Here is a 26,862-nt window from a genome sequence, read left to right on the forward strand (position 1 = left end):
TGGCGCATCCCTCCCCCTCGTGCGCTGAGCCCGCCCTACCTGCCGGAAACTGCTTTACGCTGCTCCGTTGCGCTCGTCGGCCAGCGGGCGAGATCGCCGACATTGGACCCGTTCGTCAGTCGTTGTCGTGCTCGATGGTGACGTTGATGAGCAGGCCGCTGCGTGGCGATAGGGCCTGCCTCCGGCACGAACTGCGCTGCTCTGCGGTAGTCCAGGGCGGTCACGCTCGTGTTCACGGCTTCGCCGTGGCGAGGTCGGCATCCCTCTCTCTTGACCACCTCGTCGTGGAAGTGGGAAGTGGTCTGACGAATACTCCATCCGCACCGGATTCGCATGGCACCATGCCGGTGTGGGTGAGACGGAGCACGCCGGAGCAGGCGACGCCAGCCCGATGACGTTCGGTGACTACCTTCGGCTGTATGTGGTGTGGGCGCAGGAAGCAGCGGGCGTTCTTGCCGACGCCGCTGACTTGTACGGCAAGCTGGCCGACCGCGGCATGTCTGGTCTCGCCGATCGACGTGACGAAACAAGGCGTGCGATCGAGTACATGGAGCAGGTCGCCGGCGTGAACGCCGCCCAGGGCATCGCCCACGACGAGATGATGGCCGCCGGCGGATCGGGGAACTCCCGCGCGTACGTCGAGTACGAGGCCATGACCCGCCGTCACCAGGCGTTATTGCCCAAGGACGCTTTGGGCTGACGATCACGTTTCCCCGAAAGTAGCTCCCGCTCGGTGATCAGTCCGCTACTGTCATCATTTGCAGACAGTCTGTGGGTGGACCGTTCTGCAGCGTTAACGGGTGTCACCAGAGGGGTAGATCCAGTGTCTCAACCTGTGGCCGGGCCGAACTGGCTCGAAGGGCTCGACTTCGCCATCATCGGCCAGCAACCCGCCGGGGGCGGTGGAGGTGCGTCCGGCGGGGGCGCTGCACAGTCGGGGCCGGGCTTCGCCATGAGCACCGACGAAGCACGGAACATGCTTGTCGTGGCCAAACGCGTCCGCGACAAGTACAGCGATATGCGTCGGAAAGCGCTGGACGCGCTTCGGATGAACCCGCCGGCGGATGAGCCGGGTAGCAATGGCTACAACAAGCTCATGGTGGGTGAAGACCACAACAGCGGAGTGCTCGGCGGAGGCAGAGATCAGGTCGAGCTTGCGTACAACTATGCGACTCAGCTGGCCTCCCGACTGGAGCAGGCACTCGGGATCACCGAGTCGTCGGACGCAGAGGCGGCAGTCGACGTCAAGAACATGACACCGGGCGAGGGCAAGGGATTCGCGTGAAGAGTTCCCGAGTGCTGGCGGCGTTCGCCGGCATGATTGTGACCGTTGCTGTGACTGCAGGATGCTCTGGGAAACCGGCCGCTGCCCCCACGAATACTCCGTCGTCGTCGCCCACCGGCGAGACGTTGCCGCACAGCGGCGCCCCCAAGGTTGAGCACCCGCTCCCGGAGTCCGTGCTCTCCGGTGATCCCTGCCAGGGCGCCTTGACCCCGGACCAGCTCCAACAGATCCTCGGCACGGCACCACAAGGGGAGCCTGACTCCACAGCTGGCCTTGGCCCAAGCTGCGACTGGCATGCCGACGCTAGTGTCTCGGTGAGTTACGTGACACAAGATCACCAGGGTCTCAGCGCCGTGTACAAGAACACCAAGCCGCAGGCGGCAGTATGGCGAGTTCTTCCGCTGATCCAAGGTTTTCCGGCCGTCGGATACGTCGACAAAGCGGGAGCGAACTCTGGTGACATCTGCCAGGTGGGTGTCGGTGTTGCCGATGATCTCTCGTTCGGTGCGACGTTGCAGCTGAGCCTGGCCAGAAAGGGCAGTGCTGATCCGTGTGACCTGGCGGCGCGGGTGGCGGACATGGTGGTCACCAACCTGCGGCAGAAAGCGGGTTCGTGATGGGTATGTTCGATTGGGTCGGCGACGGCGTGAAGTGGCTCAACGACCGGGTCAACGATGTCGAGGATTGGGCCTCGGACGTGTGGCACGGGAATACCGGTGATCAGGCGGTCCCGGCACCAGAACTGGTCCAGAAAGTTCTGGCCAGCAAGGGTGCCACCGAGTGGCATCAAGGCGCGGCCTCGCTCGGCGAGATCGCGAAGGACCATGACGAGGCCAGTTCGGACGTGCAACAGCTGAGCACCGGCCTGGAATCGGTGTGGACCGGGGGCGGGGCTTATGCGGCCCAGGCGAGGATCCGGCCGTTGGGCGATGCTTCTTCTGCCGCCGGGCAGACCTATACCGGCAATGCGCAGAATCTGACGGATGTGGCGCATGGGTTCGATGAGATGAAGGCTGCGTTGCAGCCGATGCCGAATACCCCACCGCACAAGGACTTCCTCGACGTGGCCACGCCGTGGGACACCGACACCGAGGACCAGATCAACAGCTACAACAAGCAGGTACAAGAGAATCTGGACCGCTATCGTGGTTACGCGCAGCAGGCACAGGTCAGCGGTCAGGGCCTGAAGACCGATTACGGCCAGCTGAGCACCTTCGATGGCCAGGTCACGATTACTCCGCAGGATCCCGCCACCTCGCACTCGCAGCACACGTCGACCGGCGGGACGAACGGGCATTCGTCGGCACGATCGGATTTCACCGGCACGGGCGGCGTGGCACACACACCACTCGAAGGTAGTTCCGTGTCGAACGGGCACACCCCGCCTGCCGGATACACGCCGCCGGGCGAGACTCCTGGGACAGGCGGTCACTCCGGCGGAAGCGGTACCCAGACTGCGGGCTACGTTCCACCGTCGTTGCCTGAACCGCGGCCTGGTTCGATGCCACCGCTGCCGGTGCCGGGGTCCTCCCCGGGTTCCGGGGGCGGTTCGTCGTGGTCTCCCGGGCTGGGTGGTGGGTTCGTGCCCGGCGGGTTCGGTTCCGGTGGTTCGTCGTCCGGATCTGGTGGAGTTGGTGGGCCTGCCGGTCGTGGGCTGTCCGGCGGGCCTGGTGGTGGTGCGCAGTCCGGTGCCGGCGAGGAAGGTGCCATGCGCGGTTCGGGGGGCTCGGCCGCGGGGCGTGGCGCCGCCGGTGGGCGCGGTGCCTCGGGCATGGGCGGCATGGGTGCGGCCGGCGGCAAGGGCAAAGGCGAGGACGACAAGGAACACCAGCGCAAGTACGGCCTGGACGATGATTCCGCGTTCAGCCTGACCGACGATGACGGCGGCAAGCTGCTGGATCCGCGGACCGGGTTGCCACCCACGCCCCCGACCATCGGGGGCTGAACACGCCGGTGAGCATCATCGATCGGCCGGTGCGGATGCCCCGGCCCGTGTTCCTCATGTCCTGGGAGCTGGCCGGGCTCGGTGAGCTCCCGGTCGTGGTCGAACCGGACCAGACTTACCGGACCGACGACGCCACGGCCACGTTCCGGCAGCGTGTCCTCGACACGCTGGCCGGGCTCGGACTGGCTTTCGCCGATGGTGTGCTCGTTCCGGAGTATCGGGCCGCGCTCGGGGTTCTCGCGACGGCTCGGCGCGAGGTGTACTGCTGGAGCAACCTCCGTTATGGCGGCGAGCAGGACAGCGGGGCGATCCTGACCGCCGAGGCCGGGCGGGACGCGGTCCGGCTGATCACCGATCACGAGGCGGTCCAGCTCGACGCCGTCCGGCCGCGGGACGTGGTCGAGAGCCTGGTGGATGCGCTTCCGACCCGTTCTCCGGCCAGGATCCGGCCGTTGTGCGTGCCGAAGGCGCACTACGACGATGCCGGTCGCGACTACGGTGCCGATGACCCGCTCACCGAGGTCTCCGAGCAGGCCGACGAATTGCGTCGCCTGATGCGTGCCGACCGGGACGCGGTTCACCAGCTCTACGCCGCGACCCGCGACGGCACCGGGGATCGCATCCGCAGTACGCCGCTGTCCGCCATCGACTTCACCCGTGAGGGCCGGGTCTTGAGTTTCGTCAATGACGGTCCGGATGGCCACCCGCAGGTCAATCTCTATCCCGGCCACCGCATCCATCTGGTCGACGCACTCACCCTCACCCTCGGCGCGCTCGGGTAGTGGCAGGTTAACCAGTTCCGGCAGGCACGGGTTGACCGTGCCTGCCGGAATGGCCCGGCCACCCTGTCTGGGTTGTCGCAGAGGGGGGAGATGCGACGACGGGATGGCCAAACTCGGGGGACGGGCACCTAGAACACGGGGGCCCGGACAGACTTGGTGGCGAGGTCTTCGATGATCATGGCTGATTCGAGTGGTGTCTTGGCCACCTTGTCGAGTCGTTCGATGATGCCGCTGTACTCGCCGCCGTGGTCGGGGAGGAACGATCCGGCGCCGTGGTGGGAGAAGTAGGCGACGGTCGCCAGGGGCGTGGCGAAGAGGGTGACGGGGCCGGACAATCCAGGGTGCCAGCCGATGTTGTCGGGCACGATGCGCACGGTGGTCCTGTGCGAGGTCGCCGCAAGGTCATCGAGGAACCCGATTTGACGACCCATGATCTCGGGTGAGCCGACGGGTTCGGTGAGGGCGGCTGCGCCGATGAAGGCCGTGACCGGCGTAGCGTCACGGCCAATGATGACTTTGCCGCTGTCCGTGCTGATGGTCGCGAGCCGACGGGCATCCTTGGTGGCGAAGCCCTGGGCGACGAGAACAGCCTCGGAGTAGTCCGGGATTCGCAGGATGTCTGGCAACAGCAGGGGATGCCAGACGTTGATGTTGTCGGCTAGCGCTTCGCAATCGCGCGTGGTCGCCAGATGGTCGCGGTTGGCCTGAATCCCGAAGGCAACCGTGCCTGGGCCGGAGGCGCGGGCAAGATTCGTGATCCGCTGTTTTTCGTCCCCGACGACGCCGAGTGCGCCCAGGATGCTGCCTACGTCCACCAGGTGAGGTGCGCGTGAACCGTATTCCCAGTTGGAGATCAGTCCCGGGCTGACCCCGATCCGCCGCCCCAATTCCCGGACCCCGAATTTGGCCTTCTCTCGGGCCGCGCGAAGCGCGATGCTCAGGAACAGGTTCTGCGGTGGCCTCTTCTCCTTCGCATTGCTCACGTTCTTTGTCCTTGCTCGTCCGGGTCCGTGATGATCTCGCCGGTATCAGGGTCGGTGTCGGTTTCGGTGCCGTCGTCACAGATCCACCAGCCCATCGCCCGGCTCCTTTCCGGTGCAGCCGGGCCAGCGGCACCATCCTGATCCCACCTTCTTCTGGACCATGTCCTTGTGGAATTGGCTCGGGTAGGGCTGCCCCTCCATGCATTGAGGCGTCACCCATACCACCTCCGGATCGTCAAGATCCCGCTTGCGGAAGTAGTGCACGACTGGCTGGAACCTGCCGGTGAGTCGTGGCACGTAGGTCGCGGTTTCGTCGTAGGGCCACAAGGTCATCGAGGACTCCTGCTCGTAGGCCTGGCTCGGGGGACCAGGCCCGGGTGGTGTGGCGAGATCTCGTAGCCATGGGAGCTGCAGTACTCCAGGTCGCAGTACGGGCACTGCGTTGTCACCCTGTGCGCGGTTCGTTCGCTCAGCGGCACGAACGCGGCCACCGCGGTCTCCCCGCACAGCATCGTGATTTCCTCGCCCGGCGCTGGAACGGCCGACGGCTGGGTCAGGTGCCACACGTCGTCGACCACAGGACGCATCACCGTCAGGTCGATGTAGATCAGCGCTGTCATCGCAGCCCACTCCTAAGGAACGCGACATTGAAGCTATCCGGCGAATTCACGGACGTCGGCCGAGGTTGACCGGGGTAAGACGCTAGCCAGTGCAAGGGCCCTGTGGCCGATTCGCTGGAGATCGGCGCTCGCGCATCGGGTGGCGAGATCCATCTTCCTTCCGCCTCTCAACGCTGGCGTACGGGCTTGTGGCGGCCGTCCGGGGGGCTCGTGGAGTCCTTTAAGGACTCGACTCAACAACTCCTTTTCCGGTGCGCCCGGAACCGGACGAGTCGGGCCTATGGCGGCGTGCCGCTGCGGTAGTGAATAACCGACTCCGAGGCTCCCTGCCCCAGTATCGGCCTTCTGGGCAGTAGGAAACGTCTCAGTAAACTGTGTGACCTCCATGCCTGCCTCCTTTCGGCAGTGGCGCATCGCTGGGGTGTTATTCAAGTCAACAAGCAGCGAGCAGCGAGATCAACGGCGTCCTGACTGCTTCTTGACTGCGTTGTGACTGCACGAGGCGACGCCTGCCCCTGGATAGTGGCGCAGAAGCGCTTGAGCTGCGATGATGGTCCCTGTTGAGGGGGTGCGTGATGGACCAGCCGAGGGAAGCGCTGGCGCGACGCCGCGAGCTCCGGGGGCTGTCCCAGCGAAACGCGGCGCAGGCGGCCGGAGTCAATTTCACGACGTACCAGAAATGGGAGAGCGGAGTCAGCAGCCCTTATCCGAACAATCGGAGGCGACTTGCTCAGGTTCTGGATGTCACGCTCCATGAACTCGACGCCCTTCTCGGTGGCGAGACCAAGGAAGCTGGGGGGCACGAACGTGGTCTTGGTGTCGAGGCCCAAGCGGTGCGCGCGTCGATACCCGGGTTGCGCCGTGCTTTCGACCGCCTTGACCTCCCAGATGACGGACCGACTAGGCCGGTGGCCGCGCTACATGTCGACGTTGCCGTCGCTAGTGACGACCGGTTGCAGGCGCGTTACGCGGATCTCGCCGAGAAGTTGCCCGACCTCATCCATGAAGTCGCCCGCGCCTGCTTGGCGAACGATGCCGACGCGCGGCGGGGCGCCGCGGGGTTGATGACGCTGCTCTTGCGCGCAGCTGACGGGGTGGCCTTCAAGTTCGGCTACCTCGACCTCTCGGCTCGCCTGATCGATCTGATGCGTACGAAGGCTGAGCAGGCGGAGGACCGGCTTATGCTGGCGGCTGTGGCGTACGTGCGTACCGAGACCTTCTTCGCCAGTCGTGACCTCGACGCGGCAGCTCGCGCGCTCGAACTCGCTATCGACGGAGCCCGAAATCTGCCGACGACCGGTGGGGACGCAGCACTCGGTGCGCTCCACATGCGCGCCGCCGTCGTGGCTGGTCGATCGGGAAAGCATGATCGGGCCGCCGAGCATTTGGCGCATGCCCGCTATCGAGCTGCCATGGTCGAGGAAGGCGTCTACCAGGGCACTGCGTTCGGTACGGCGTCGCTGCGCATCCACGAGCTGGCCGTCGCCGCGGAGTTGCACGATGTCGCGGGAATTCGGCGCGCGGCGGCCTGGGCGCCGCCCGGTTCCCTTCCGGCGGAACGCCGCTCGCACTACTACATCGACCTGGCCCGGGCTCAGCTTCACCTCGGCCGGCACGGCGACTCCAGCCGTAGCCTACGTGCTGCACGAGTCGCGGCGCCGGAGCACACCCGCGGCCATCCACAGGTCAGGACGACTCTCACGGCCTTGCTCGACGAGGCCAGGAACCCCGGAGCCGACCTGCTGGAGCTGGCGGAGTGGATCGGCCCGCGGACATCAGCGTTCGGCGTACTGCGCTAGCGAGCGCCGAGAAGGCCGGCCAGCTCGTCAAGGGAGTCGATGACCCAGTCGGCGTCACGGCGCACAAGTGGGTCGTCGGCCCAAAGGTGACCCCACGGGCCTCGGCGGATCAACGCGGTGCGGAATCCCGCTGCCTTCGCAGCGACCACGTCGTTGTCCCGATGGTCGCCGACGTAGACGATGTCCGCAGCCGAGCCGGGGACCATGTTCTCGACCTGGGAGAAGAACGCCCGCGACGGCTTGGCCACACCCCACTCGCCGGAAGTGGCGATGCCGTCTACGGGCAGGTTCAACGTCCGCAGCAATTCGCCGGCGCGAGACGTCTGGTTGCCGGCCACTCCCACCCAGAGGCCTTGCGTCCTTAGCCGACCGAGCGCGCGGCGGACGTCCGGGTAGAGGTCGGTCTCCTCGATTCGTTCACCCTTACCGGCCTTCTCGCGCAGCTGGCGCTCGCGGGCGACGTCGAAGCCGGGGCGGAAGTACTGGAACGTCTCGGCGTTGTCGCGCCCGGCTACCGTGACCGCGCCCAGAACCGTCGAGAGCGTGTGGCGGGGCACGCCGATCCAGTCCGCCCACGCGCCCCACTCGCGCGAGTCGTCCAGCAGTGTCTCGCCGACGTCGAACACCACCGCAGTGACCATGTCCCACTCCTACGGCAGGAGCGGCTGGCGCGCCACCGGCTGCCCCCAGTGCGCCTCGGGCGGCGGCGTCATCGAGGGACAGGGGATCGGCACTGATTCGAACAAGTATTCTATCATGCGACTCGGCTATGAGATGTCCTGTCTTGAGCTGGGAGGTGAGCGTGGGCTGGTTGCTGCGGGAGCGGGCCACGGGTCGTGGGTGGCGGCTCGGGAGTAGTGATGCAGCTTGGGCGGCCGGTGGCTAAGACCCGGCACGCTTCGAGCTGCACGTGACCGATGAGCGAGTTGTGGGCTGCCCCGACGGCTATCCCGACTCTGGCGGGTGCGAATCCGAATGATTACTCAGGGTATTTCGACTCCTACGTTCAGGTGAACGGTCGCTGTTTGTATCCGGCCGAGCGCATTTCGGGCATACCGTTGTTGATCACCAGGCATGGAATTTAGCTGTTGTTGCTGGGTTGGTCGGACGGCGGGGAGGCCGGATGAACGACACCAAGCGCGCGCCTTTCGCGGTGGCGTTGCGGGTCAGAGAGTATCGCGCGCTTTGGTCGGCCGAGGCGTTGTCCGTCTTCGGAGATCAGGTGGCGCGGGTCGCGCTCGCGCTTCTCGTTTACGCCAGGACGAACTCGGCGGCGTTGACCGCGTTGACGTACGCGCTGACGTTCTTGTTCGCGTTGGCCGGCGGGTTCCTGCTGTCCGGCCTGGCGGACCGGTTCCCGCGGCGGACGGTGATCGTGGTGACCGACCTGGTGCGGGCCGTTCTCGCTGCTGCGATGGCGGTCCCCGGGTTGCCGCTGTGGGTGCTCTGGTCGTTGATCGCGGTGCTGACGATGGCCGCGGCGCCGTTCAAAGCTGGTCAGCTGGCGCTCCTGCGGGACGTTCTTCCGCGAGACGCTTATCAGGCCGGGCTCGGTCTGCGGCAGGTCAGCTCGCAGATCGCCCAGGTCGCAGGGTTCGGACTTGGCGGAGCCCTGGTGACCTTGTGGGGCGCTGGGACCTCGCTCCTGCTGAACGGCGCGACCTTCCTGATCAGCGCCATCATCGTTCGGCGGTGGGTCAGCGCGCGTCCGCCTGCTCGATCAGAGCGGGCGAAACCCGGCGGCGCAGGCGGTGTCCGAGCGGACGGACGCCTCGCCGCGATCTTCGTTTTGGCATCGTTGACGGGGCTGCTGGTGGTGCCGGAAGGACTGGCGGCGCCGTTCGCGAGCACCGTGGGGATAGGGGCATTCGGCGTCGGCTTGCTGATGGCCGCGGACCCGGTCGGCAGTGTGCTCGGCGGCTTGTGGGCCGGCGCGCGCAGCAGCACCGAGGTGCCGTCCCTGCGTGCAGTCGTCGGGCCGGCGGTACTCGCTGGCGTCCCGCTGGCGCTGTGCGCGGTCTACGCGAATGCGTGGGTGGCCGCGGTGCTCTGGGCGATCTGCGGGATGTTCTCGACCGTCTACTTGATCCGCATGCAGGCCGTCGCCGCGGAAGTGATTCCGAAGGAACGGCTCGGCGGCGTGATGGGACGGCTGAGCACCTACCTGCAGACCTCGCAGGGCGTGGCGATCGCCGGAGCAGGCGTGGTGGCGGACCGCATCAATCCTGTCTCGACCGTGGCGTTGTCTGGAGGCCTGGCTATCGCGTCGGCGGTCGGCGCGGGTGTGGTGTGGCGGGCGGCTCGTCCGCGGCAGGCGAGAACTGCCGCGGACGAGCCCGCGCCGGTCGGCATGGCGTGATCACAGATCCTTGTTACGCATAACGGCCCCCTCCCAGGACATCCTGCGGCAGGAGGAACCGGCAGCTCCGGTGCACGGCCGGAGCTCGGGACCTCCTTGGGAACGGAAGTGAGTTCAGTATGCCCCTTCTGAGCGACCTCCGAAGGCGTGGCTGGACGAGCTGGGCGATCTGGTCGTCGCCGCGGCCGGCGATCGTGTTCTTGCTGGTCATCGATCTGGTGGCCTTCGCAGCGGCAGCCTGGTCGGTGGTCGTACCCATGTCGCCCGGAGACCTCGTCGAGTGCCTTGGGCTCGTCGGGCTGGGGATGGCTGCCGCGGAGATGACACGCCAGGTGGAGCGCCGCCGGAGGCGGTTCTCCGATACGCCGCACGTGAATTTCTCGTCGGTGTGGACGTTGGCCGGGGCTTTGCTGCTGCCTCCCGCGCTGGCCGCGCTCGTGGCCGTCGTGCTGTACCTGCACTTGTGGCTGCGAAGCTGGCGCGGAGTGTCCGGGATCTACGCGTACAAGGTCGTCTTCAGCAACTGCAACGTGGTGCTTTCCTGCTTGGTCGCCTCGTGGACCGCCCGCTACCTGGATCTCTTTCCTCCGCGTGCGGACCGTGGTGCGGTGGCGGCGTTCGGCCTGATGTTCGTGATCGCGGTCTACTTCACCGTCAACTCTGCGCTGGTCGCTACCGCGATCGCGCTGATCAAGCAACGGGTGTCGGCGAAGACCCTGCTCGGCCCGTTGAACGAGAACATCCTCGAGCTGGCGACGTTGTGCATGGGTACGCTGGCGGCGTTGCTGCTGGCTCGGTTGCCCTGGCTGGTAGTGATCGTGTTCGTGCCGCTCTACGCGTTGCATCGGAGCGTGCTGATCCGGCAGTTCGAGCAGGCGGCGACGATCGACTCGAAGACCGGCTTGCTCAACGCGGCGAGCTGGAACGCGATCGCCGAGGCCGAGCTGGATCGCGCCCGCGAGCACGAGACGGACGTCGGGCTGCTTATCCTCGACATCGATCACTTCCGTCAGGTCAACAACTTGCACGGCCACTTCGTCGGCGACCAGGCGCTGCGCCGGATCGGCGACGCGCTGAGGAGCGAGGTACGGAGCAACGACCTGTGCGGGCGGGTCGGCGGTGAGGAGTTCGTCATCCTGCTGCCCGGCACTTCCGCGGACACGATCCTCGACGTCGCGAACCGCATCCGGCAGCGCGTCTACGACACCCGGATCCAGGCTGATGAGACCGCGGACGTCTTCCAGATCACCGTCTCGATCGGCGCCGCCTCGTTTCCGGCTGCCGGCCGGACGCTGCAGGAGCTCATGACTGCGGTGGACAATGCGTTGTTCGCCGCCAAGGACGCCGGCCGCAACCAGGTCCGCGTGGTCGAGGTGCGGTAGCTCAGTTCCCTTGCGGGCAGGCAGGCGCCGGTTCCCGGTGTTGCTGTGCCCAACTGGCGAGTGGCCGCAACGCGCTCAGCAGCGTCCGTCCCTCCGCGGAGAGCTGGTAGTGGACCGCGCTGAACTGGGTGCCCTCAGCTCGGCGCTCGACGAGACCATGGCCCTGGAGCCGACGCAGGGTGTCGGTCAGCACGCGCGCGGTCAGCGGCTTCGGGTGCGAGAGCCAGCCGACCCGTTCCTCGCCAATATTGACCTCGGAGAGCAAGTCGGAGAACTGCCGTTCACCGAGGGCGAGGGTCGCGAGAACTGCGACGGTCCATTGGCCGCTGAGCACCGCCAGCGCTTCGTGCACGCTCTGCCGGTAGGGCACGTCCCAGTCATTCACATCAGCGTGCTTACCACGATCAACTTCTCGCCGGTCCCCGCAACGGGCGAACCCGTTACATCGCGGCGACACATTCGGCCAGACGGGTGAAGAACCGTCGCGTGAGTCTAGGCTCACGCGGCTACTTACGTTGCACTCAGTCGGACTTGCCCAGCTAGACCAGGGGACGTCCCGGCCATCCGGCGCCGGAACGGAAGTAGAGGCGGCCGGTCCCAAACGCAGCGAGAGCGAGAAGGACCGGCCGTCTCACCCCTGGAGCGGAGGCACCGTGATCGACCTCGGATTCGCGATCCTCTGATCGCCGAGCACTCGTCCATCAGCAATTCATGAAGCAATTTCAATTCCTTTTGGGGAGGAACCATGTCCAAAATCGGAGCGGTCCGCCGCTCGGCAATCGTGGGTTTCGCGACACTGGCGCTCGGAGGCGCAGTCGCAGGTGAGGCATCAGCCGCCGGTGAGCAGCCGGCCAAACCTGCGTCGCCCGCGGAGCCGTGCGGCTACCTCGGCGACGGCACGTACCGGCACTGCGACGGCGGGACCGGCTCAACGGTGATGCTCGACGTCCAGGACCTCTGGGGGTCCATCTACCACTATTGCGTCGGCCCCGGCGTGACGGATCTCCAACCCGTCATCCGGTGGCGCATCAGGGACGCCTGGTGGAACGGATACGTGGGCTGCCAGCCCGGGTACGACGGCCCCGCCTGATCCCTCCTGCGGTGTGGCGGGCCCGCGTTGGCTCGCCACACCGCCGACCCGTGGAGACTCTGATGAATCGCATCAGGCGCCCGGTCGTCGGGCTGATGATCACCGCCGCGGCCCTCGCCGGCTGCTCGAACACCCCGGTGCCGTCCGCTGCTCCGCCGAGCCCGAGCGTTGTTTCGTCCTCGTGGATTCCGGCGCCAGAGCAGACCATCGCCGAGAACGCGCTGCAGGTGTACCGGCAGTACTGGCAGCTGAGCGAGGAGGCCGAAGCGTCCCCGGGTTCCCAGGACTGGCGGACTTCGTTCGCGCATCTGATGGCGGATCCGGCGTTGACGACCTTCGTCGACGAGCTCGCGAAGCTCGCGTCGATCCCAGCGCACTCGACAGGGGGGTACCGCCGCTCGCCGAAGGTACAGTCCGTCGCGACTGCTGAGCCGGCCCGCGTCGTGATCGTCGACTACCTCGACGCATCCGCCAATCATCTGGTCAGCGAACGGTTGGGCGAAGCCGGCAAGAACCTGGACAATCCGGCCCAGCCCCACCGCTATCTGCTCGAGGCCGAGGTCGTGCGGTATCCCGCGCCGTACCGGTGGCTCGTGCAGATCATCCGGCTATGCTGGGAGCAAACATGCTGAACCACCGAAGCAGCGTTGTCGATCGTCTCGCCGTGACCATCACGCCCGGACGAGTCCGAGCTGACGGAATGGTGGCGAATACGAGGTGCCCGCCACCCAATGTCGATTTGCAGGCGGCAGTAGCTCGTGCCGAGGATTGCGGACCGTTCCGTCGGAGTCGGGGTTCGGGGCGCTGTTCACGGCTCGCCGTTCGCGCCATCATGTTCATTCGGGGGGACCAGTGTGCTTGATCTTCGTGTGCGCGGTCGGAGTGGGCTGCGTTGCAGCGGGACCAGTGTCGCTCAGGATGGCGGAATGGGCAGTCGGCACCTCGTTGGTGACCACGGCGCGGGCGCGTTTCGTTGTAGCGGCGGCGATGTCGGCGATGACAGCGTCGCTGTGGTGGGCCGGGTGGGCTCAGCTGGGGACGACGCCGGTCTGGTTGGCGTGGTGTTGGGCGTGTGCGCTGGGTTGCAGTCTTGTGCTGACGGACGTGTGTTACCGGAGACTGCCGTTTCGTCTCCTAGGCGTGTTTGCGAGTGGAGGTGTCGTAGCCTTCCTGGGCGCCGCGTTGATCGACGAGGTCTGGACGCAATTTGGCTTCGCATGCACGGCAGCAGCGGCTGTGTTCGCGCTGGCGGCCCTCGTCCAGATGTTAGCTTCAGGGCATACCGGTGGCGGCGACACCGCTTTGTATTCGGCGCTCGCGTTGTACCTGGGCTGGTTTGGCTGGGATGGCTTACTACGGGGGTTGCTGATCGCTTGCGGACTCACCGGTGTGGTCGCGCTTGCCGTAGCGGTGTCGTTCAAGAGCATGAATTCACGGTTTCCAGCCGGGCCGTCACTGCTCGTCGGGGCGTTGATGAGCATCCTGGTTACATAGGTGAAGGTGGCCGGTTTCCGAGGTGCAACTGGCTCGGTATCGGTATCGGACGCAATGGGAGGAATCCTGTGAACAAGTTCAACGCTCATCGTTCGTCGCTGAGCGCCGCTCTAGCTGGCGCTGTGGCTCTGCTGCTGGCGGGCTGCGGTGGCGTCGATCCGGTGCCGGGGTCTCCACCAAGCCGGTCGGTTCCATCTCAGGTTCCCTCGGCGCCGAATTCATCTGGGCAAGAGCAGCGACAGGCAGTGGAAACTGCCTATACCGCTTTCTGGTTCAGTACTTTCCACGCCAGCGATAAGCCGGAAGACACCTGGCACGACATGTTGGCAGCGGTAGCCGTCGATCCGCAGCTCACCGCCACGCTAAACGCGATGCAGTATCAGAAACAGGCTGATATCAAGGTCTACGGCGACGTTGCTGCCCGCATTGTGTCGGTTCAGATTACCGGATCCTCAGCGAAAGTAATCGACTGCCAGGACGGTTCGCAGGCAGGCCAAGCGGACGCCAAGACCGGTGGCCACAAGACTGTTGGTGTACCGCGGAACCCGGTGAATGCGGACCTCAAGCGCGATGGCGCAGATGGCCAATGGCGGGTCGCTCAGGTCAGGTTCCCCGGCGGGACTTGCTGATGAACCGCCGACGTAACCTACGAGCTGCCCTAACCGGTGGCCTCTGCCTGGTCGGAGTTTCCGTGGCGGACTTCTCGTCATTGGCGCAGGCCGATCAAGAGCCGCCGAACAATGATGATGGTCAGGTCATCGTCGTGCCGGGTGACCTATCGGGCCTGATCGCCCCACCACGTATCGACATGCGCGCGTTGGACCAGCGGGGCCAGGCTCCTGTCCGGCCGGGTGATCCAGGATCGACGCCGGTCGGTTCCGGTCGGCGGGCCGGTTCTGGCGGAGCGACCGATCCGCCGAGTGGGATTCCGCCGGGGTGTTTCGTCGGAGGGTTCGGTGCTGGTGGCGTTCCTGGTGCCGGTCGCCCGGGTGGCAGTGCGTTCGGAATGCGTTGCCTGCCACCACTGCCGGCCACCAACGCGCCACCTCCGGCAGGTGCGCCCGCAGCTCCGCCGTTGCCGAGTCCGGCGGAGTTGGCGGCGCAGGCGTTCGAGCAGTTGCGGTTGCCGTTGCCGGTTCCGCGGCATTCGCCGGATGTGCGTCTGCCGGATGGGCGGGACGCGACGATCGTCGGGGAGAACACCTGGATCTGGACTGATCGTGGTGTGTGGCATCCGGCTGTGCAGCGGGTTCAGGTCGGTCCGGTGTGGGCGGAGGTGACCGCGACGCCGGTGGGCATGACGTTCGCCTCGGGCACCGGCGGCTCGATGACGTGTTCCGGGCCGGGCACGCCGTATGAGCGGTCGTACGGGTTGCATGCGGCCAGTCCGGATTGCGGGTTCGTCTACACCCGCAGCTCGGTGGGGCAGCTGAACGATGAGACCGGCGCCGGGTGGGCGATCCAGTGGTCGGTGAGCTGGGTCGGCTCGGACGGTAACGCCCCAGTGGGTGGCGATTTCCCGCAGATGCTGTCCCGGGCGAGAGCCACGTTCGCCGTCGCCGAAGTCCAGGCCCTGCGCGCGAACTAAGAACAGCACCACCGAATTCTGTGAGATAGAAGTTTATCGCATTCTTTAGACCTCAAAACCGTATTTCTTGAATGGGGAGGGAGTTCCCCCGTGGATACTGCTTTGTCTTTTTCCCGGCCGCCGCAACAACGCGGCAGCGGCACGGCCGCCGCCGGGCGGCCGGAGGATGGTGATGGTCCGCGGGTGCCACGGCGGCGGCGGTGGTGGCTGCTGAGTGTCGCGGTGGTGCTGGCCGCGGTGGTCGCCGTCGGCAACTACGCGCTGATCGCGGGGCAGGACGCCCGGGTCGAAGTCCTGGTGCTGACTCGGACCGTGAGCTGGGGCCAGCAGCTCGGTGAGGGTGATCTCGGGGTGGCGAAGGCCGTCCCGGACCAGCCGCTCGCTTCCATCTCCGCGAGCGAGCGGGCCGGGGTTGTCGGCCGGGTGGCGCGCTCGACGCTGCCTGCGGGCAGCGTGCTGGCGCCGGGTCAGCTGTCCGCGCAGCCGGTCCCGGGTCCGGGTGAGCGGCTGGTCGGGCTCCCGGTGAAACCGGGCCACCTGCCGGCACGCGGTCTGGCTGCGGGGGATGTGGTGCAGGTCAGCCCGGTCGCGAGCGGTACGGGGACCGACGCGGGCTCGGCCCCGGCGAACGCAGCGGAGCCGTTCCGGGCGCGGGTGCTGGGCGTGGGCCTGCCGGATCCGAGCGGGGTGGTCACGGTCGATGTCGTGGTCGGCGCGGACGCCGCCCTGGCGGCGACCAGCGCCGCCGCGGGCCAGGTCGTCCTGGTCCAGCTCGGACCGGGCGCATGAGCCGGGACAACTGCTGTCGGGAAGGGCGGTGGAGGTGGTGGCGATGATCACGATCATCTCAGGTAAGGGAGCGCCGGGCGCGACTACGACGCTGGCCGCGCTGGCGGTGTGCTGGCCGGCGCCGGTGCTGCTGGCGGATTGCGACCCGGCCGGGGGCGATCTGGCGCCGGGTTGGCTGGGTCAGTGGGTGGTGGACGGCACGATCCGCATCGACCGCGGCGTGCTGTCCCACGCCACGGCGACCCGGCACGCGACAGCGGGGGATCCGGTGACGCTGATCGAGCACGTGCAGCCGGGGCCTCCTGCGCGGCACGTCGCTCTGCTGGCCGGGTTGACTGCGCCAGGCCAGGAGGCCGCGGTCAGTACCGCGGGCTGGACGCGCCTGACCTCGGCGCTGGCCGCGTTCCGGACCGCAGCCGGTCAGCCGGCGGACGCTCTGGTCGACCTCGGCCGTTACAGCTCGGCGACGCCGTGGTCGTTGCTGCTGGCGGCGGATGTGGTGCTGGTCGCGGTCCGGCCGACCCAGCGGCACGTGCTGGCCGCGCGCCCGCTGCTAGCCGATCTGGCCAAACGGATCGCGCCGCAGCGGCTGGGCCTGGCGGTATGCGCGACGACGCCGGCGGGCACACGGGAAGTCCGCGCGGCGCTCGGCCGGGAGGTCGCGGTCGAGGTTCCTGCGGACGTCCGGGCGGCGGCGGTGTTCTCCGACGGCGTCGATGGAGGCGTGGTGCCGTCGCGGTCGCCGTTGCTGCGGGGTGTGCGTCGCGCGGCGCGGCGCCTGCATGGCACCTATCACCGGTACACGCCGGCCGAACTGCGCGCACCGGCTCCGCCGACGTCGGCCCAGATGCTCATGGGAGGCGTGCGATGACGGTGCCGCACAACGGATACCACCCGGCGCATGGTCCCGCGGGCTACGAGCTTCCGGCCACCCTGCCGCAGCGCCACGGCCGCACGCTGGGAGCCACCGCGGTCCCGCACGTACCCGCCGCGCCGCGGAACGACGCGCCGGACGGGCGGCTCGATCCGGAGGTGGTTCGGGCGATCCGGGAGTCGGTCGCAGCCCGGCTGGAACGGGTCGCCGCTGGGGAGTCGCATGTGGACGTTCCGCTGTCGGTGCAGGAGCAGCAGGCGCGGATGCGGGCCTACGTGGCGGAAGCAGTCGCGGCCTGGGTGCAGCGCCGCGCCGCCGCGGGGCAGGCGCCGCTGCCGGTCGAGCAGGAGCGCCGGGTGATCCGGGCGGTGGTGGCGGCGTTGTCCGGGCTGGGCGCGCTGGAGGAGCTGCTGGACCGCGACGACGTGGAGAACATCCACGTGCACGGCTGTGACCGGGTGCTGCTGGAGCTGTCGGACGGGTCGGTCGAGCAGTGGCCGCATCCGGTCGCCGACACTGACGCCGAGTTGGTGGAGATGCTCGCGGCGATGTTCGCCCGCCAAGGCCAGACGAGCCGCGAGTTCAACGCAGGGCGCCCGTTGGGGAACCTGCGGATCGGCGCGGGTGGCCCGCTCGGTGCCCGGGTGGCCGCGGTGATGGAGGTGTCGGATCGGCCCCGGGTCGCGATCCGCCGCCACCGCCTGGTCGACGTCGGCCTGGACGACCTGACCACCAACGGCACCCTCGACCCGCTGTTGGCGTCGTTCTTGCGGTCGGCGGTGCGCGCGGGCTGCAACGTCATCGTCTCCGGCGGCCCGGCCGCAGGGAAGACCACCCTGCTGCGCGCGTTGTGCCGCGAGATCCCGGCGGCCGAGCATGTGGTCACCGTGGAGGAGGAGTACGAACTCGGCCTCCACATCGGACCCCGGCTACTGGTGACCCCGCTGGAAGCGCGCCCGGCGAACAGCGAGGGGATCGGGGAGATCTCCTTGGACGATCTGCTGAAGCAGACGTTGCGGCACTCGCCGAGCCGGGTGATCGTCGGCGAAGTCCGTGCCGGCGAAGTCACCGCCATGCTCCGCGCCCTCGGGAACGGCTCGGCGGGCGGGATGTGCACGCTGCACGCCACCAGCGGGGCGGCGGTGTTCGACCGGATCGCCGCGCTGGGGCAGCTGGCCGTCCCGCCGCTGGCGATCGAGGCCGCGCACCAGTGGACCGCCTCGGCGATCGACCTCGTCGTGCACGTCACCCGCACCGACCACCACACCTCCGCGGGGCGGCGGCGGGAGCGGTTCGTCACCGAGGTGATCGAGGTCGGCCCGGTCGGCGACGCCGGCCGCCCGGACACCACCCGGATCTTCGCCCCCCGCCCGGCCGACGGCCGCGCAGTCCCGGCGTACCCGCCGAGCCGTGATCTGCTGGAGCGGCTGGAACGTCACGGGTTCGACCGCACCCAGCTCGACACCTCAGGTGCTGGTTTCGTGGACGGGGTCGGGCGATGACGGGCGTGTGGGCGGGTGCGCTCGGCGTGACCGCGGTCTTGGCCGTTGCTTGCGCGGTCTTCGCGTTCCTCCCGTCTGTCATGCCTGCGGCCGGGCCAGCCACACCGCGCCCGGCAGAAGGCTGGCGGGTGTGGGTGGCGCGGCTTCCGACGCGGCGCGTCGCGGTGGCGGTGCTGGCGGCCGGGGTGGTGTGGTGGGCGACCGGCTGGCCGGTTGCTGCCGTCCTGACCGTCGCCGGGGTAGTGGCCGTGCCGGTCCTGGCCCGCGGTCACGACGCGCAGCGGGTGATCACGCGGTTGGACGCGCTCGCGAGCTGGGTCCGGCGCCTGGCCGACCTGCTCGCCTCCGGCGCCGGCGGGCTGGAGCAAGCGATCATCAGCTCGGCCCGCACCGCCCCCGAGGCGCTGGCCACCGAAGTCGACGCCTTGGCGGTGCGGCTGCGCACCCGCGGCCTGGAGCCCGCGTTGCGCGCGTTCGCCGCCGATGTGGGCGACGAGGCCGCCGACGAAGTCGCTCTCGCGCTGATCTTGCGGGCCAGAGCAGGTGGCCGTGGCCTGGTCGACATCCTCGACGCCACCGCCACCGCCCTGGAACGCGAGGTGGTCGCCCGCCGCGACATCGAAGCCGACCGTGCGAAACCCCGCACCGACGTCCGCGCGATCCTCGGCATCACCGCGGTCCTGCTGACCGGGCTGGTGGCCTTCGCCCACGAGTTCCTGACCCCCTTCAACGACCTGCTGGGCCAGCTGGTGATGGCCGGGATCGGCGGCCTGCTGGGCGTAGCCGGCTGGTGGATGCACCTTTTGACCCGAATCCACCGCCCCGCGCGCCTGCTCGGAGCCGCCTCGCGCACCCCGCCCGGGACTCCGACACCGAAACCGACGTTGCACGCGGTCCCCGGCTCCGGTGCGGGGGTGCCGCGATGAGTCCCGGGACGGTGGCGGTGCTGCTCGGTGCGCTGGCCGGGCTGGCGGTCGTGTGCGTCCTGCTGGCGGTGCTGCGCCCGGCGCCGGTCAATGTCGCTGCCGCGGTCGCGGAGCTGGACGACCGTACTCGCCGCCGCGCCGACGGCGCCCCGGACCAGGGCCGCTGGGCGGCTCGGATGCAGCGGCTGGCCGGGTACTCTGCGCGGTCGTCGAACCGCTGGTGGGGCATCCCGGCCGCCGACCTCGACGTCCTCGACCTGCCCGCCGACCGCTACCTCGCCCGCCGCCTGGCCTGGACCGCCGGCGCCATCGCCACCGTGCTCGCGGTCGCGGGGCTGGCGTGGTTCGGCGGTCTCGGATACCCGGGCACGGTCGTGGCGCTGGCCGTGGTCGCCGCGGCCGGGGGCGGGTCCGTGGTGCCGGTCCTGGCCGTGCGCGAGGACGCCACCCGGGCGCGGGAGGAGTTCCGCCGCGCCACCGCCGCCTATCTCGACCTCGTGGCGCAGGAACGCGCCACCGGCCGCGCCCCCAGCCAAGCCCTGGCCGAGGCCGCGGAAGTCGGGGACTCCTGGGTGTTCGCCCGGATCAGCCGCACCCTCTCCCGGGCGATCCGCGCCGGCCACACCCCCTGGGACGCGTTGTCCCGGCTGGGAAAGCGGATGGGCGTGGTCGAACTCGCCGACCTTGCCGACATCCTCGCCACCGCCGCGGATGGTGCCGCGATCTACACCACCCTGATCGCGAAAGCCGGTGCGCTGCGCGCCGCGGCCCTGGCCGCCGACAAAACCGACGCCAACGCCCGCTCCCAGCGGCTCGCCCTGCCGGTGGCGCTGCTGCTGATCGCGTTCCTGCTGATGGTCATGTACCCGGCCATGATCCGCCTGATGACCGGCAGCGGCTAGACAGGACAGAAGATCGTTACGGGACAACCGGTCCCGACATGAAAGGAGTTCGATACCCATGTCTGACAAGAAAGACCGCGACCTCGTCGCCGTCCGGCGGCGCTCCGCGGAACTCGTGCCGGCCCTGACCGGGCTGGCCTTGGTGCTGGTCGCCACCGTGCAGGCCCGCTGGGAACGCGTGCGGGCCTCTGGCGATAGCGGGTCGGAATCTGTGGAGAAAGCCGTGATCGCCGCTGTCAGCCTGGCCGTGGCCATCGGGCTCGTGGCCGCGGTCCGAGCCGTGGTGCAGCACTACCAAGGGCAGCTCCAGTGACCACCCAACCCGGCCGGAGGAGGGAGAACACCATGGCACGCCGGGGAATCACTGCACGGGTGACGGCCGGCAGCATCGACGAGGAATCGGGTGGCACGTTGTGGAACCCGCATTTGTCCCTGGCTCGGCGTGTCTGGGAGATACGGCGCACCGTCTTCTCCCGTGAGGTTCCGTTCCTGGTGCTGGGTGGCGCGCTGCTTGTAGTGATCGGATTCGTCGCCGGGATGTGGGGGTTCGCGTTGCTCGGCGCGTTCATAGTGTTCTGCGGACTGGGTACCGGCCTGGCCAACCTCCGTTGCCTCACTCTCGGCCAGTGTGCCCATCCGGATGGGCTCTGCCGCCTGGACGAACGACCCGGCATCGCGTTGTTCCGTTCCCGTGACTTCACGGGCATGGGGTCCATGGCCCGTGGCATCGCATCCCGGGCGATCGACGCGGTCGGCGAGCTGCACGACACCCCGGCACACGCCTGGCTGGATCCCGGTCTCCCGTCGACCGCCCACCGGCTGGCGTGGGAGGTACTGCACTGCCTGGACCGGACCCGCCGAGCCCGGACCCTGGCCTTCCAGCTTGCCCAGAACCCGGCCCACGCGGTCTTGGCCGGGGCGCTCGCCGAGGCCATCGACGCACTCGACCACCGGCTGGACGAGGCCGCGCAATCCTTGTCTGGGTGCGCCGTGCTGGCCCGCGAGTGGACCCGCGCGCTCCACGACGCCGAGTTACGTCGCGACGGTGAACAGGAACTCCGATCGACGCGGATGATCGCGCCCGACGCTCTGACGGCCGCGACGGAATCACTGCTGCAGCAGACCTTCTGCCGGGTGACCGCTGCCCGCGACCTCACCGACAGCGGCCCCTTCCCCTGGGAACAACCACGCACTACCCGGTTTCCCAGTGCGGCGGGCCACCAGTTCACTGAGGCCGCTCGACGGTTCGGCATCCAGCGCAGGCTCACCGGGGAAGAGACGGGCTTGTCATGACCACCAGTGACGAAATCGGCCGTCGTGTGACAGCGAACGATGTTCCCCTGACCGAGCAGCGAACCCTGGCAGCGCAACGGATCGGCGACCTCGCGCAGCAACACGCCGCCGTCGCGCACCAACTCGCCGCCCTCGAACGCGAACTCGGCGAGGTGCTCGCCGAGTCCACGGGCATCATCCGGATCGACGAGCTGGCCGACTTCACCGACATCCCCGCCGCCGACCTCACCCGATGGCTCGACGCCCTCAAACCCGCCGCTGCGAAACGAAAGAAGGCCACCGGCAACGCGCCCGCCACGAAACGGGCCGTCGTCGAGCGGAAGCCGTCCGCTGCGGCAACGCCCACGGCTGGGAAGGAATCCATACTGCGCAGCCGTTCCGCGGGTGACACGCCCGCGCGGGACATGGCACAGGTGTCGTGATGCAGTCCCGTAGCATCGCCCGCGCTGACCGTCCTGTATGGACACGGTGGAGGGACCTGCCGGTCCGGGTTCGGGTGGATGACCATGGGTCGGAGTCGGTGGGGATGGCAGTGGTGTTCCCCGTGGTGCTGGTGCTGATCCTCTCGGTAGTGCAGGGCGGCCTGTGGTGGCACGCGCACGCCGTGGCCGCCCAAGCCGCTCAAGCCGGAGTCGATGCCGGCCGCCCGGTCGGCGCCACCACCAGCACGGCAGCCGACGCGGCACGCTCGTTCGCCGACCGGGCGGGACACGGTGTACTCACCGCACCGCACGTCCACGCCACCGGCACCGTGACCACCGTCGAGGTCGCGGTGTCCGGCACCGCGATCCGCCTGCTCCCGATCCCCGGCCTGGACTTTCCCGTCAGCGTCACCGCACGGGCGAGCAAGGAGCGATTCACCGTGTCCCCGGCTGCTGGCGGTGGATCGTGATCCGCCGAACCCAGGCACGCCGTCTCCGTGCCGGGTCGGGGTGCTGGAGTGACGCTGGGTCGGTCAGTGTCGAAGCTGCCGTGCTGGTGCCCGGCGTGCTGTTCGTCGGGCTGCTGATCATCGCCGGCGCCCGCATCTCCTCCGCTCAGCAGGCGGTCGACAACGCCGCTGCCGCGGCCGCGCGGGCCGCGTCGCTCGCCCGCAGCCCCGCCGCCGCGCAACAGGCCGGCACGGCGGTGGCCCGTGAGCGGCTCGGGCGCGAGGGCCTCACCTGCCATACATGGAGCGTGTCGGTCGACGCCGGCCAGATCGCCGTCGGCCACACCGGGCTGGTCCGGGTCGACCTGACATGCCAGGTCCCGCTCGCCGATCTCGCCCTCCCCGTCCCCGGCGGCACCCGGACGATCACCAGTACCTTCACCAGCCCCACCGATCCGTACCGGGGCACCCCGTGACCGGCCGGCCGGTGCCGCGGGACACCGGGTCGGTGAGCGTGATGATCGCGGTCCTGGTGCCCGCCCTGTTGCTCGTGCTGGCGTTGGTGGTCGACGGCTCGGCGCGGCTGCGCACGATCGCCCGCGCCGACGCGCTGGCCGCCGAAGCCGCCCGCGCCGCGAACACCGCCATCGATACCCGCAGCCCGACCGTGGGGATCGACACCGCCACCGCCGCCCGCACCGCGGCCGGCTACCTCGCCGGCGCCGGACACCCCGGTCAGGTCACCATCACCGGCGCCCGCACCGTCCGGGTGACGGTCACGGTCACCGAGCCCACCACCATCGGTCTGCTCGGCGCCAGCGCCCAGGCCACCGGCACCGCCGTGGCCGACCTCGGCGTCGGCACCCGCACCGGTAACCTCCCATGACCACCACCGCGGAGCGGGTTCGGGGCGTGCTCGCCGCGCTGGCCCTGCTCGCCTTCATCGCCGGAGTCCCTTGTGGACTCCTCGCCCTTGGCGCTGGTCCCGCTCGCTTGGTTCCCGGCCGCTGGCCGGATCCGGTGCCGATCAGCCAGTGGCCCGAGCGGATCTGGAACGCCTTGCGGTGGGCCTGGCTCACCGGCGACCTCGTGCTCTGGCTGATCATCGCCGTCGCCTGGGCCGGGTGGCTGGCCCTGACCATCTCCGTGATCGTCGAAGTACTCCGCCAGACCCGGCACGGCGTCCGCGCCGTCCGCGGTCTGGTGGGTCGGGTTCCGCGTGGCCGCTGGATCGCCGGACTGGTCGCCGCCGTTGTCGTCGCGTCGTCCGCCGGCACCGCCGTCGCAGCCAATGGCCCGCCCGCCGCACCGGCCGCGGCCACCGCACCACCCTGGCCACACCCGCACCCCACCGCCGCATCCCGTGCCACGGCAGCCGGCACCGGACCCGACCCAGCCGCTCGTGCTGACGCCCCGGTGGCCGCGGCGGCGCCGGGCGACACGGTCCGGTACACGGTCGTGCACGGCGATACCCTGTGGGGCCTGGCCGAACGCCACCTCGGCGCCGGTATCCGCTACCACGAGATCGTGCGACTCAACCCCACCCTGCACGCACCCGACGACCTGCAGCCCGGATGGACATTGCGGCTCCCGCCCGATGCCACCGGCCTTCTCCACCTCGCGGACACCGCGGTGACCGGCCGCACCGTCACCGTGCAGCCTGCCGACACCCTCTCCGGCATCGCCGAACGCGAACTCGGCGACCCGGACGCCTGGCGTGAGATCTTCGACCTCAACGAAGGCCGCACCCAACCCGACGGCCGGGTACTCCGCCATCCCGATCGGCTCCTGCCCGGCTGGACCCTCGTCCTGCCCGCCGAGCCACCAGCACCGCCCGCGGCTCCGCCGGACACACCAGCTCCAGCTGCGCCACCGCAGGCTCCTCCATCCGCGCCCGCCCAGGAACTCCCCACAGATCCGCCGGTCTCCCTCGCCCAGCCGGCGCCCCCAGCACCTCGAGGCGGGCAGCAGCACGCGCCCGCCGTCCACATCGACACCGGTGTCTCGCTGTCGACCGGTGCGTTCGTCGGCCTCGGCCTGGCCGCGCTGATCACCCTCGCGATGATCACCGTGCGGCTACGGCGTCGCCGCTGGTACCGGCCCGGTTCGCAGGACGCTGACCCGGCTGGGCTGCCGGTGGTGCGCGCGCTCCGCATCGCCCATGACGCCGCCACACGAGCACCCGACGAAGACGGCATGCTCGCGGCTTCCGCGCTGCCCGGGTGGGTACGCCCGGCCGAGATGACCACCCGCGACCGGGCACGGGCTACGACCCGGGCTGTGCTGCCGGCTCAGGGCACTCCACTCGGCGTCCGCGACGGACAGGCCATCGCCCTCGACCTCGCCCGCACACAGGGCCTGGGACTCGTCGGCCCCGGCGCCCACGCCGCCGCACGCGCCCTGATCGTGACCGTGCTCGCGCACGCCACCGACGACGGCCTTCACACCGTGATCGTGATCCCCGCCGCCGACGCCCGCACCCTGTTCGGACACGACCTGAAGGACCGGGCGCCGCAACGGCTCTGCATCGTCGAGGACCTGCCCGCGGCTCTCGACGTCCTGGACACCGAACTGCTCGCCCGCACCCACGAAGCCGACGTCGCCTGGCACGACCCGCCCGCGCGCGCCCCGCTCCCGCGCAACGGAACCGTCCTGGTCATCGCGGCACCCACCCCGGACACAGTCCGGCGCGCGGACACCATCCTCGAGAACGGCGCGCACCACGGCTTGGCCGGGATGTTCCTCGGTCCATGGCAACCCGGCGGCACCGCCCACATCCGCGACGACGGCACCGTGGAGACGACCAGCCCCACCCTGAAAGACAACCTGAGCGGTGCACGGCTGTTCACCCTGCCCGGCACCGACGCCCGTGACCTCCTCGCCCTGCTCCACGCGGCCGAGCCGGGCGATGACGACCCGACCCGCAGCCCCGCCGGCACCACCGACGACTCCGCCACGTCGCAGCCGAGCCGGGCAGGAAACCCGGCGACCTCCACCGAGCGGGGCATCTCCGAGTACGAGTTCATCCCCGCGGTACCCGACAACGAAACGGCGGCGCCGACCGTCTCGGCCGTCCTCGACACCCCTGCTCTGCGCCCGGCGGCGACCACCACGACCGCGGGGCACCCGCCCACACGCACATCCCCGGCCACCCGACTACATCTGCAGGTGCTCGGCCGGCTGCACCTGACCCGCGCGAATGCCGACCCCCGCGACCTGATCGACGCCTTCGCGCCGCGGCAACGCGAGATCCTGGTCTACCTGGCGCTGCACCGCACAGGCTGCCGACGGGAAACCCTGACCGCCGCGCTCTGGCCGGACGCACCGGGCGAACGCCCGTACAACAGCTTCCACGCCACCCTGTCCCAGCTACGCCGCGCTCTCCGCCGAACAACCGGGGACGACGCCCTCGACCTCATCGTCCTCCACGACGGCCGCTACGGGCTCGACCCGACGACCGTGACCATCGACCTCTGGCAGCTGCAGGACGCGCTCGCCACGAGCCGAGGGGGCCCACCGGCCGACGCCATCGCGGCACTGAACCGCGTCACCGAGCTGTACTGCGCCGATCTCGCCGAAGGCATCGCCGCGGACTGGATCGACGGTCCCCGCGAGGCACTCCGGCGCGATGTACTCGACACGCTGAGCACCCTGGTCCGCCGCGTCCGACACGACGACCCCGGCCACGCACTCGCGCTTCTCGAACACGCCCGCTGGCTCGACCCCTACAACGAAGCGATCTACCGCGACCTCATGCGCACCCAAGCACGCCTCGGCCGCCACGACAGCATCCCGCGCACCCTGCACCTGCTCACCACTGCACTGGCCGAACTCGACCAACGCCCCACCCGAGGCACCCACGAGCTGGCCGATGCGCTACAACAGCCACGAAACGACAGGCAGAACCGGCAAGCCAGCTGAGTAACCGCCCACCGGAAACTGCGGTATACTCGTGTTCGGCGCTCAAGGTGACATTCTCCCTAGCGATCCGTCCAGCTGCACTGCGCGATATCGATCGACTGTAGTTGGCGCGCGAGACGATCGCCGAAGGTGGATAGACGCATGAAATCGCAGAGCCGCAGATCATGCCGGAGAAATGCACCGAGATCGACTGCCTTTCCGCTTTCCTCTCCGCCTTCTTCTTGTCCTTCCTCTGCGGATTCCCGCTAGAGCGGAAGGGGCATTCGGGAGCCTTGTCGCAGGTCGAGTCTGTCAAAGCCCCTTCTCGCGTACACCCCGACTTCGGTGCCGGCAGGCATGTGAACAGTCTGATTGGGTGGGTGGTTGACTTGGGCTATTGTGATCGTGGGGGCCAGTGGATTGCGATAGTCGCCTTATCATGTTTTATATCCGCTCAATTGCTCTCGCTCGGCGTTCC

General features: G+C 68.9%; 30 protein-coding genes. 25 read left to right on the forward strand and 5 right to left on the reverse strand.

Annotation, left to right across the window (positions count from 1 at the left end):
- The first annotated feature begins 349 nt into the window (after positions 1-349).
- The 5 genes from BMY97_RS41660 (at position 350) to BMY97_RS41680 (ending at position 4,012) form a co-directional block, all read left to right on the forward strand.
- Positions 350-700, forward strand: coding sequence for a hypothetical protein (locus tag BMY97_RS41660; RefSeq protein WP_143086460.1), 351 nt, complete (start codon positions 350-352; stop codon positions 698-700).
- A 135-nt stretch (positions 701-835) separates the two neighbouring features.
- Positions 836-1,285, forward strand: a complete 450-nt coding sequence (locus BMY97_RS41665) for a hypothetical protein (RefSeq protein WP_091628642.1) — start codon at positions 836-838, stop codon at positions 1,283-1,285.
- 32 nt (positions 1,286-1,317) lie between these two features.
- Positions 1,318-1,902 (forward strand): DUF3558 domain-containing protein, encoded by a 585-nt coding sequence (locus BMY97_RS41670; RefSeq protein ID WP_091628710.1) that lies wholly within the window; start codon positions 1,318-1,320, stop codon positions 1,900-1,902.
- Positions 1,902-3,230, forward strand: coding sequence for a hypothetical protein (locus tag BMY97_RS41675; protein WP_091628644.1), 1,329 nt, complete (start codon positions 1,902-1,904; stop codon positions 3,228-3,230). Before BMY97_RS41670 ends, BMY97_RS41675 begins: the two co-directional genes overlap by 1 nt.
- A gap of 56 nt (positions 3,231-3,286) precedes the next feature.
- Complete coding sequence (locus tag BMY97_RS41680) at positions 3,287-4,012, forward strand: ESX secretion-associated protein EspG (RefSeq protein ID WP_245787772.1); 726 nt, start codon at positions 3,287-3,289, stop codon at positions 4,010-4,012.
- A 128-nt stretch (positions 4,013-4,140) separates the two neighbouring features.
- Here the strand turns inward: BMY97_RS41680 and BMY97_RS41685 are convergent, their stop codons facing one another.
- From BMY97_RS41685 to BMY97_RS41695, 3 genes are all read right to left on the reverse strand, one after another.
- Positions 4,141-4,995 (reverse strand): helix-turn-helix domain-containing protein, encoded by an 855-nt coding sequence (locus BMY97_RS41685; protein WP_091628647.1) that lies wholly within the window; start codon positions 4,993-4,995, stop codon positions 4,141-4,143.
- Positions 4,996-5,070: 75 nt separating this feature from the next.
- Positions 5,071-5,328 carry a hypothetical protein gene (locus BMY97_RS41690; protein ID WP_091628649.1) on the reverse strand — a complete coding sequence of 86 codons (258 nt, stop codon included), beginning with the start codon at positions 5,326-5,328 and terminating at the stop codon, positions 5,071-5,073.
- Positions 5,325-5,615, reverse strand: coding sequence for a hypothetical protein (locus tag BMY97_RS41695; protein ID WP_218157006.1), 291 nt, complete (start codon positions 5,613-5,615; stop codon positions 5,325-5,327). The genes BMY97_RS41690 and BMY97_RS41695 overlap by 4 nt, the downstream gene beginning before the upstream one ends.
- 575 nt (positions 5,616-6,190) lie before the next feature.
- Here BMY97_RS41695 and BMY97_RS41700 point away from each other — a divergent pair.
- Positions 6,191-7,414, forward strand: coding sequence for a helix-turn-helix domain-containing protein (locus BMY97_RS41700; protein ID WP_091628651.1), 1,224 nt, complete (start codon positions 6,191-6,193; stop codon positions 7,412-7,414).
- Here the strand turns inward: BMY97_RS41700 and BMY97_RS41705 are convergent.
- Complete coding sequence (locus BMY97_RS41705) at positions 7,411-8,055, reverse strand: HAD family hydrolase (RefSeq protein WP_091628653.1); 645 nt, start codon at positions 8,053-8,055, stop codon at positions 7,411-7,413. The two genes, BMY97_RS41700 and BMY97_RS41705, sit on opposite strands and share 4 nt — an antisense overlap.
- A 482-nt stretch (positions 8,056-8,537) precedes the next feature.
- On the opposite strand from BMY97_RS41705, the gene BMY97_RS41715 reads away from it, so the two are divergent.
- Together BMY97_RS41715 and BMY97_RS41720 are read left to right on the forward strand one after the other, a co-directional pair.
- On the forward strand, positions 8,538-9,773 hold the full coding sequence (locus tag BMY97_RS41715; protein ID WP_091628655.1) for an MFS transporter: 1,236 nt from the start codon (positions 8,538-8,540) through the stop codon (positions 9,771-9,773).
- A 119-nt stretch (positions 9,774-9,892) separates the two neighbouring features.
- Positions 9,893-11,155: a GGDEF domain-containing protein gene (locus BMY97_RS41720; RefSeq protein ID WP_091628656.1), complete on the forward strand. Its 1,263-nt coding sequence runs from the start codon at positions 9,893-9,895 to the stop codon at positions 11,153-11,155.
- Between the two features lies 1 nt (position 11,156).
- Here BMY97_RS41720 and BMY97_RS47555 read toward each other — a convergent pair whose 3' ends face one another.
- Positions 11,157-11,540 (reverse strand): winged helix-turn-helix transcriptional regulator, encoded by a 384-nt coding sequence (locus tag BMY97_RS47555; protein ID WP_177231797.1) that lies wholly within the window; start codon positions 11,538-11,540, stop codon positions 11,157-11,159.
- Between the two features lie 360 nt (positions 11,541-11,900).
- On the opposite strand from BMY97_RS47555, the gene BMY97_RS41730 reads away from it, so the two are divergent.
- From BMY97_RS41730 to BMY97_RS49270, 17 genes are all read left to right on the forward strand, one after another.
- Entirely contained in the window at positions 11,901-12,245 is a 345-nt protein-coding gene (locus BMY97_RS41730) for a DUF6355 family natural product biosynthesis protein (RefSeq protein WP_091628659.1), read from the forward strand.
- A gap of 62 nt (positions 12,246-12,307) precedes the next feature.
- Positions 12,308-12,877: a hypothetical protein gene (locus BMY97_RS48925; protein ID WP_245787773.1), complete on the forward strand. Its 570-nt coding sequence runs from the start codon at positions 12,308-12,310 to the stop codon at positions 12,875-12,877.
- Between the two features lie 550 nt (positions 12,878-13,427).
- Positions 13,428-13,739 carry an A24 family peptidase gene (locus BMY97_RS48930; protein WP_245787774.1) on the forward strand — a complete coding sequence of 104 codons (312 nt, stop codon included), beginning with the start codon at positions 13,428-13,430 and terminating at the stop codon, positions 13,737-13,739.
- Positions 13,740-13,807: 68 nt separating this feature from the next.
- The gene (locus BMY97_RS46570; RefSeq protein ID WP_143086461.1) at positions 13,808-14,368 is read left to right on the forward strand and encodes a hypothetical protein; all 561 of its coding nucleotides are present in this window, start codon (positions 13,808-13,810) and stop codon (positions 14,366-14,368) included.
- A gap of 464 nt (positions 14,369-14,832) precedes the next feature.
- Entirely contained in the window at positions 14,833-15,327 is a 495-nt protein-coding gene (locus BMY97_RS41745; RefSeq protein ID WP_245787775.1) for a hypothetical protein, read from the forward strand.
- A 90-nt stretch (positions 15,328-15,417) separates the two neighbouring features.
- Positions 15,418-16,116, forward strand: a complete 699-nt coding sequence (locus BMY97_RS41750) for an SAF domain-containing protein (protein WP_177231798.1) — start codon at positions 15,418-15,420, stop codon at positions 16,114-16,116.
- A 43-nt stretch (positions 16,117-16,159) separates the two neighbouring features.
- Complete coding sequence (locus BMY97_RS41755) at positions 16,160-16,987, forward strand: CpaE/TadZ family protein (RefSeq protein ID WP_091628714.1); 828 nt, start codon at positions 16,160-16,162, stop codon at positions 16,985-16,987.
- Positions 16,984-18,492, forward strand: coding sequence for a TadA family conjugal transfer-associated ATPase (locus tag BMY97_RS41760; protein ID WP_091628664.1), 1,509 nt, complete (start codon positions 16,984-16,986; stop codon positions 18,490-18,492). The genes BMY97_RS41755 and BMY97_RS41760 overlap by 4 nt, the downstream gene beginning before the upstream one ends.
- Before the next feature lie 134 nt (positions 18,493-18,626).
- Entirely contained in the window at positions 18,627-19,418 is a 792-nt protein-coding gene (locus BMY97_RS41765) for a type II secretion system F family protein (protein ID WP_245787776.1), read from the forward strand.
- A complete protein-coding gene (locus BMY97_RS41770) occupies positions 19,415-20,320 on the forward strand; it encodes a type II secretion system F family protein (protein WP_091628668.1) in 906 nt (301 codons plus the stop codon). The genes BMY97_RS41765 and BMY97_RS41770 overlap by 4 nt, the downstream gene beginning before the upstream one ends.
- 58 nt (positions 20,321-20,378) lie before the next feature.
- Positions 20,379-20,633, forward strand: coding sequence for a hypothetical protein (locus BMY97_RS41775; RefSeq protein WP_091628670.1), 255 nt, complete (start codon positions 20,379-20,381; stop codon positions 20,631-20,633).
- Positions 20,630-21,613: a hypothetical protein gene (locus BMY97_RS41780; protein WP_143086462.1), complete on the forward strand. Its 984-nt coding sequence runs from the start codon at positions 20,630-20,632 to the stop codon at positions 21,611-21,613. The genes BMY97_RS41775 and BMY97_RS41780 overlap by 4 nt, the downstream gene beginning before the upstream one ends.
- A complete protein-coding gene (locus BMY97_RS41785; RefSeq protein WP_091628676.1) occupies positions 21,610-22,035 on the forward strand; it encodes a hypothetical protein in 426 nt (141 codons plus the stop codon). The genes BMY97_RS41780 and BMY97_RS41785 overlap by 4 nt, the downstream gene beginning before the upstream one ends.
- A 104-nt stretch (positions 22,036-22,139) precedes the next feature.
- The gene (locus BMY97_RS41790) at positions 22,140-22,505 is read left to right on the forward strand and encodes a TadE/TadG family type IV pilus assembly protein (protein WP_245787777.1); all 366 of its coding nucleotides are present in this window, start codon (positions 22,140-22,142) and stop codon (positions 22,503-22,505) included.
- A complete protein-coding gene (locus BMY97_RS41795; protein WP_281246966.1) occupies positions 22,502-22,960 on the forward strand; it encodes a TadE/TadG family type IV pilus assembly protein in 459 nt (152 codons plus the stop codon). Before BMY97_RS41790 ends, BMY97_RS41795 begins: the two co-directional genes overlap by 4 nt.
- A complete protein-coding gene (locus tag BMY97_RS49265) occupies positions 22,957-23,370 on the forward strand; it encodes a hypothetical protein (protein ID WP_218157007.1) in 414 nt (137 codons plus the stop codon). Before BMY97_RS41795 ends, BMY97_RS49265 begins: the two co-directional genes overlap by 4 nt.
- On the forward strand, positions 23,367-26,405 hold the full coding sequence (locus BMY97_RS49270) for a LysM peptidoglycan-binding domain-containing protein (protein ID WP_091628680.1): 3,039 nt from the start codon (positions 23,367-23,369) through the stop codon (positions 26,403-26,405). Before BMY97_RS49265 ends, BMY97_RS49270 begins: the two co-directional genes overlap by 4 nt.
- Positions 26,406-26,862: the final 457 nt, after the last annotated feature.

This window comes from Amycolatopsis saalfeldensis, assembly GCF_900110575.1.
Classification (GTDB): domain Bacteria; phylum Actinomycetota; class Actinomycetes; order Mycobacteriales; family Pseudonocardiaceae; genus Amycolatopsis; species Amycolatopsis saalfeldensis.

Coding starts and splice junctions, on each gene's coding strand:
- BMY97_RS41695 (WP_218157006.1), bottom strand. CDS start 5,615: ATGACAGCGCTGATCTACATCGACCTGACGGTGATGCGTCCTGTGGTC.
- BMY97_RS41755 (WP_091628714.1), top strand. CDS start 16,160: ATGATCACGATCATCTCAGGTAAGGGAGCGCCGGGCGCGACTACGACG.
- BMY97_RS41790 (WP_245787777.1), top strand. CDS start 22,140: ATGGCAGTGGTGTTCCCCGTGGTGCTGGTGCTGATCCTCTCGGTAGTG.
- BMY97_RS41715 (WP_091628655.1), top strand. CDS start 8,538: ATGAACGACACCAAGCGCGCGCCTTTCGCGGTGGCGTTGCGGGTCAGA.
- BMY97_RS41720 (WP_091628656.1), top strand. CDS start 9,893: ATGCCCCTTCTGAGCGACCTCCGAAGGCGTGGCTGGACGAGCTGGGCG.
- BMY97_RS41770 (WP_091628668.1), top strand. CDS start 19,415: ATGAGTCCCGGGACGGTGGCGGTGCTGCTCGGTGCGCTGGCCGGGCTG.
- BMY97_RS49270 (WP_091628680.1), top strand. CDS start 23,367: ATGACCACCACCGCGGAGCGGGTTCGGGGCGTGCTCGCCGCGCTGGCC.
- BMY97_RS41705 (WP_091628653.1), bottom strand. CDS start 8,055: ATGGTCACTGCGGTGGTGTTCGACGTCGGCGAGACACTGCTGGACGAC.
- BMY97_RS41700 (WP_091628651.1), top strand. CDS start 6,191: ATGGACCAGCCGAGGGAAGCGCTGGCGCGACGCCGCGAGCTCCGGGGG.
- BMY97_RS48925 (WP_245787773.1), top strand. CDS start 12,308: ATGAATCGCATCAGGCGCCCGGTCGTCGGGCTGATGATCACCGCCGCG.
- BMY97_RS41670 (WP_091628710.1), top strand. CDS start 1,318: ATGATTGTGACCGTTGCTGTGACTGCAGGATGCTCTGGGAAACCGGCC.
- BMY97_RS41775 (WP_091628670.1), top strand. CDS start 20,379: ATGTCTGACAAGAAAGACCGCGACCTCGTCGCCGTCCGGCGGCGCTCC.
- BMY97_RS41680 (WP_245787772.1), top strand. CDS start 3,287: ATGTCCTGGGAGCTGGCCGGGCTCGGTGAGCTCCCGGTCGTGGTCGAA.
- BMY97_RS41730 (WP_091628659.1), top strand. CDS start 11,901: ATGTCCAAAATCGGAGCGGTCCGCCGCTCGGCAATCGTGGGTTTCGCG.
- BMY97_RS41690 (WP_091628649.1), bottom strand. CDS start 5,328: ATGACCTTGTGGCCCTACGACGAAACCGCGACCTACGTGCCACGACTC.
- BMY97_RS41785 (WP_091628676.1), top strand. CDS start 21,610: ATGACCACCAGTGACGAAATCGGCCGTCGTGTGACAGCGAACGATGTT.
- BMY97_RS41675 (WP_091628644.1), top strand. CDS start 1,902: ATGGGTATGTTCGATTGGGTCGGCGACGGCGTGAAGTGGCTCAACGAC.
- BMY97_RS41760 (WP_091628664.1), top strand. CDS start 16,984: ATGACGGTGCCGCACAACGGATACCACCCGGCGCATGGTCCCGCGGGC.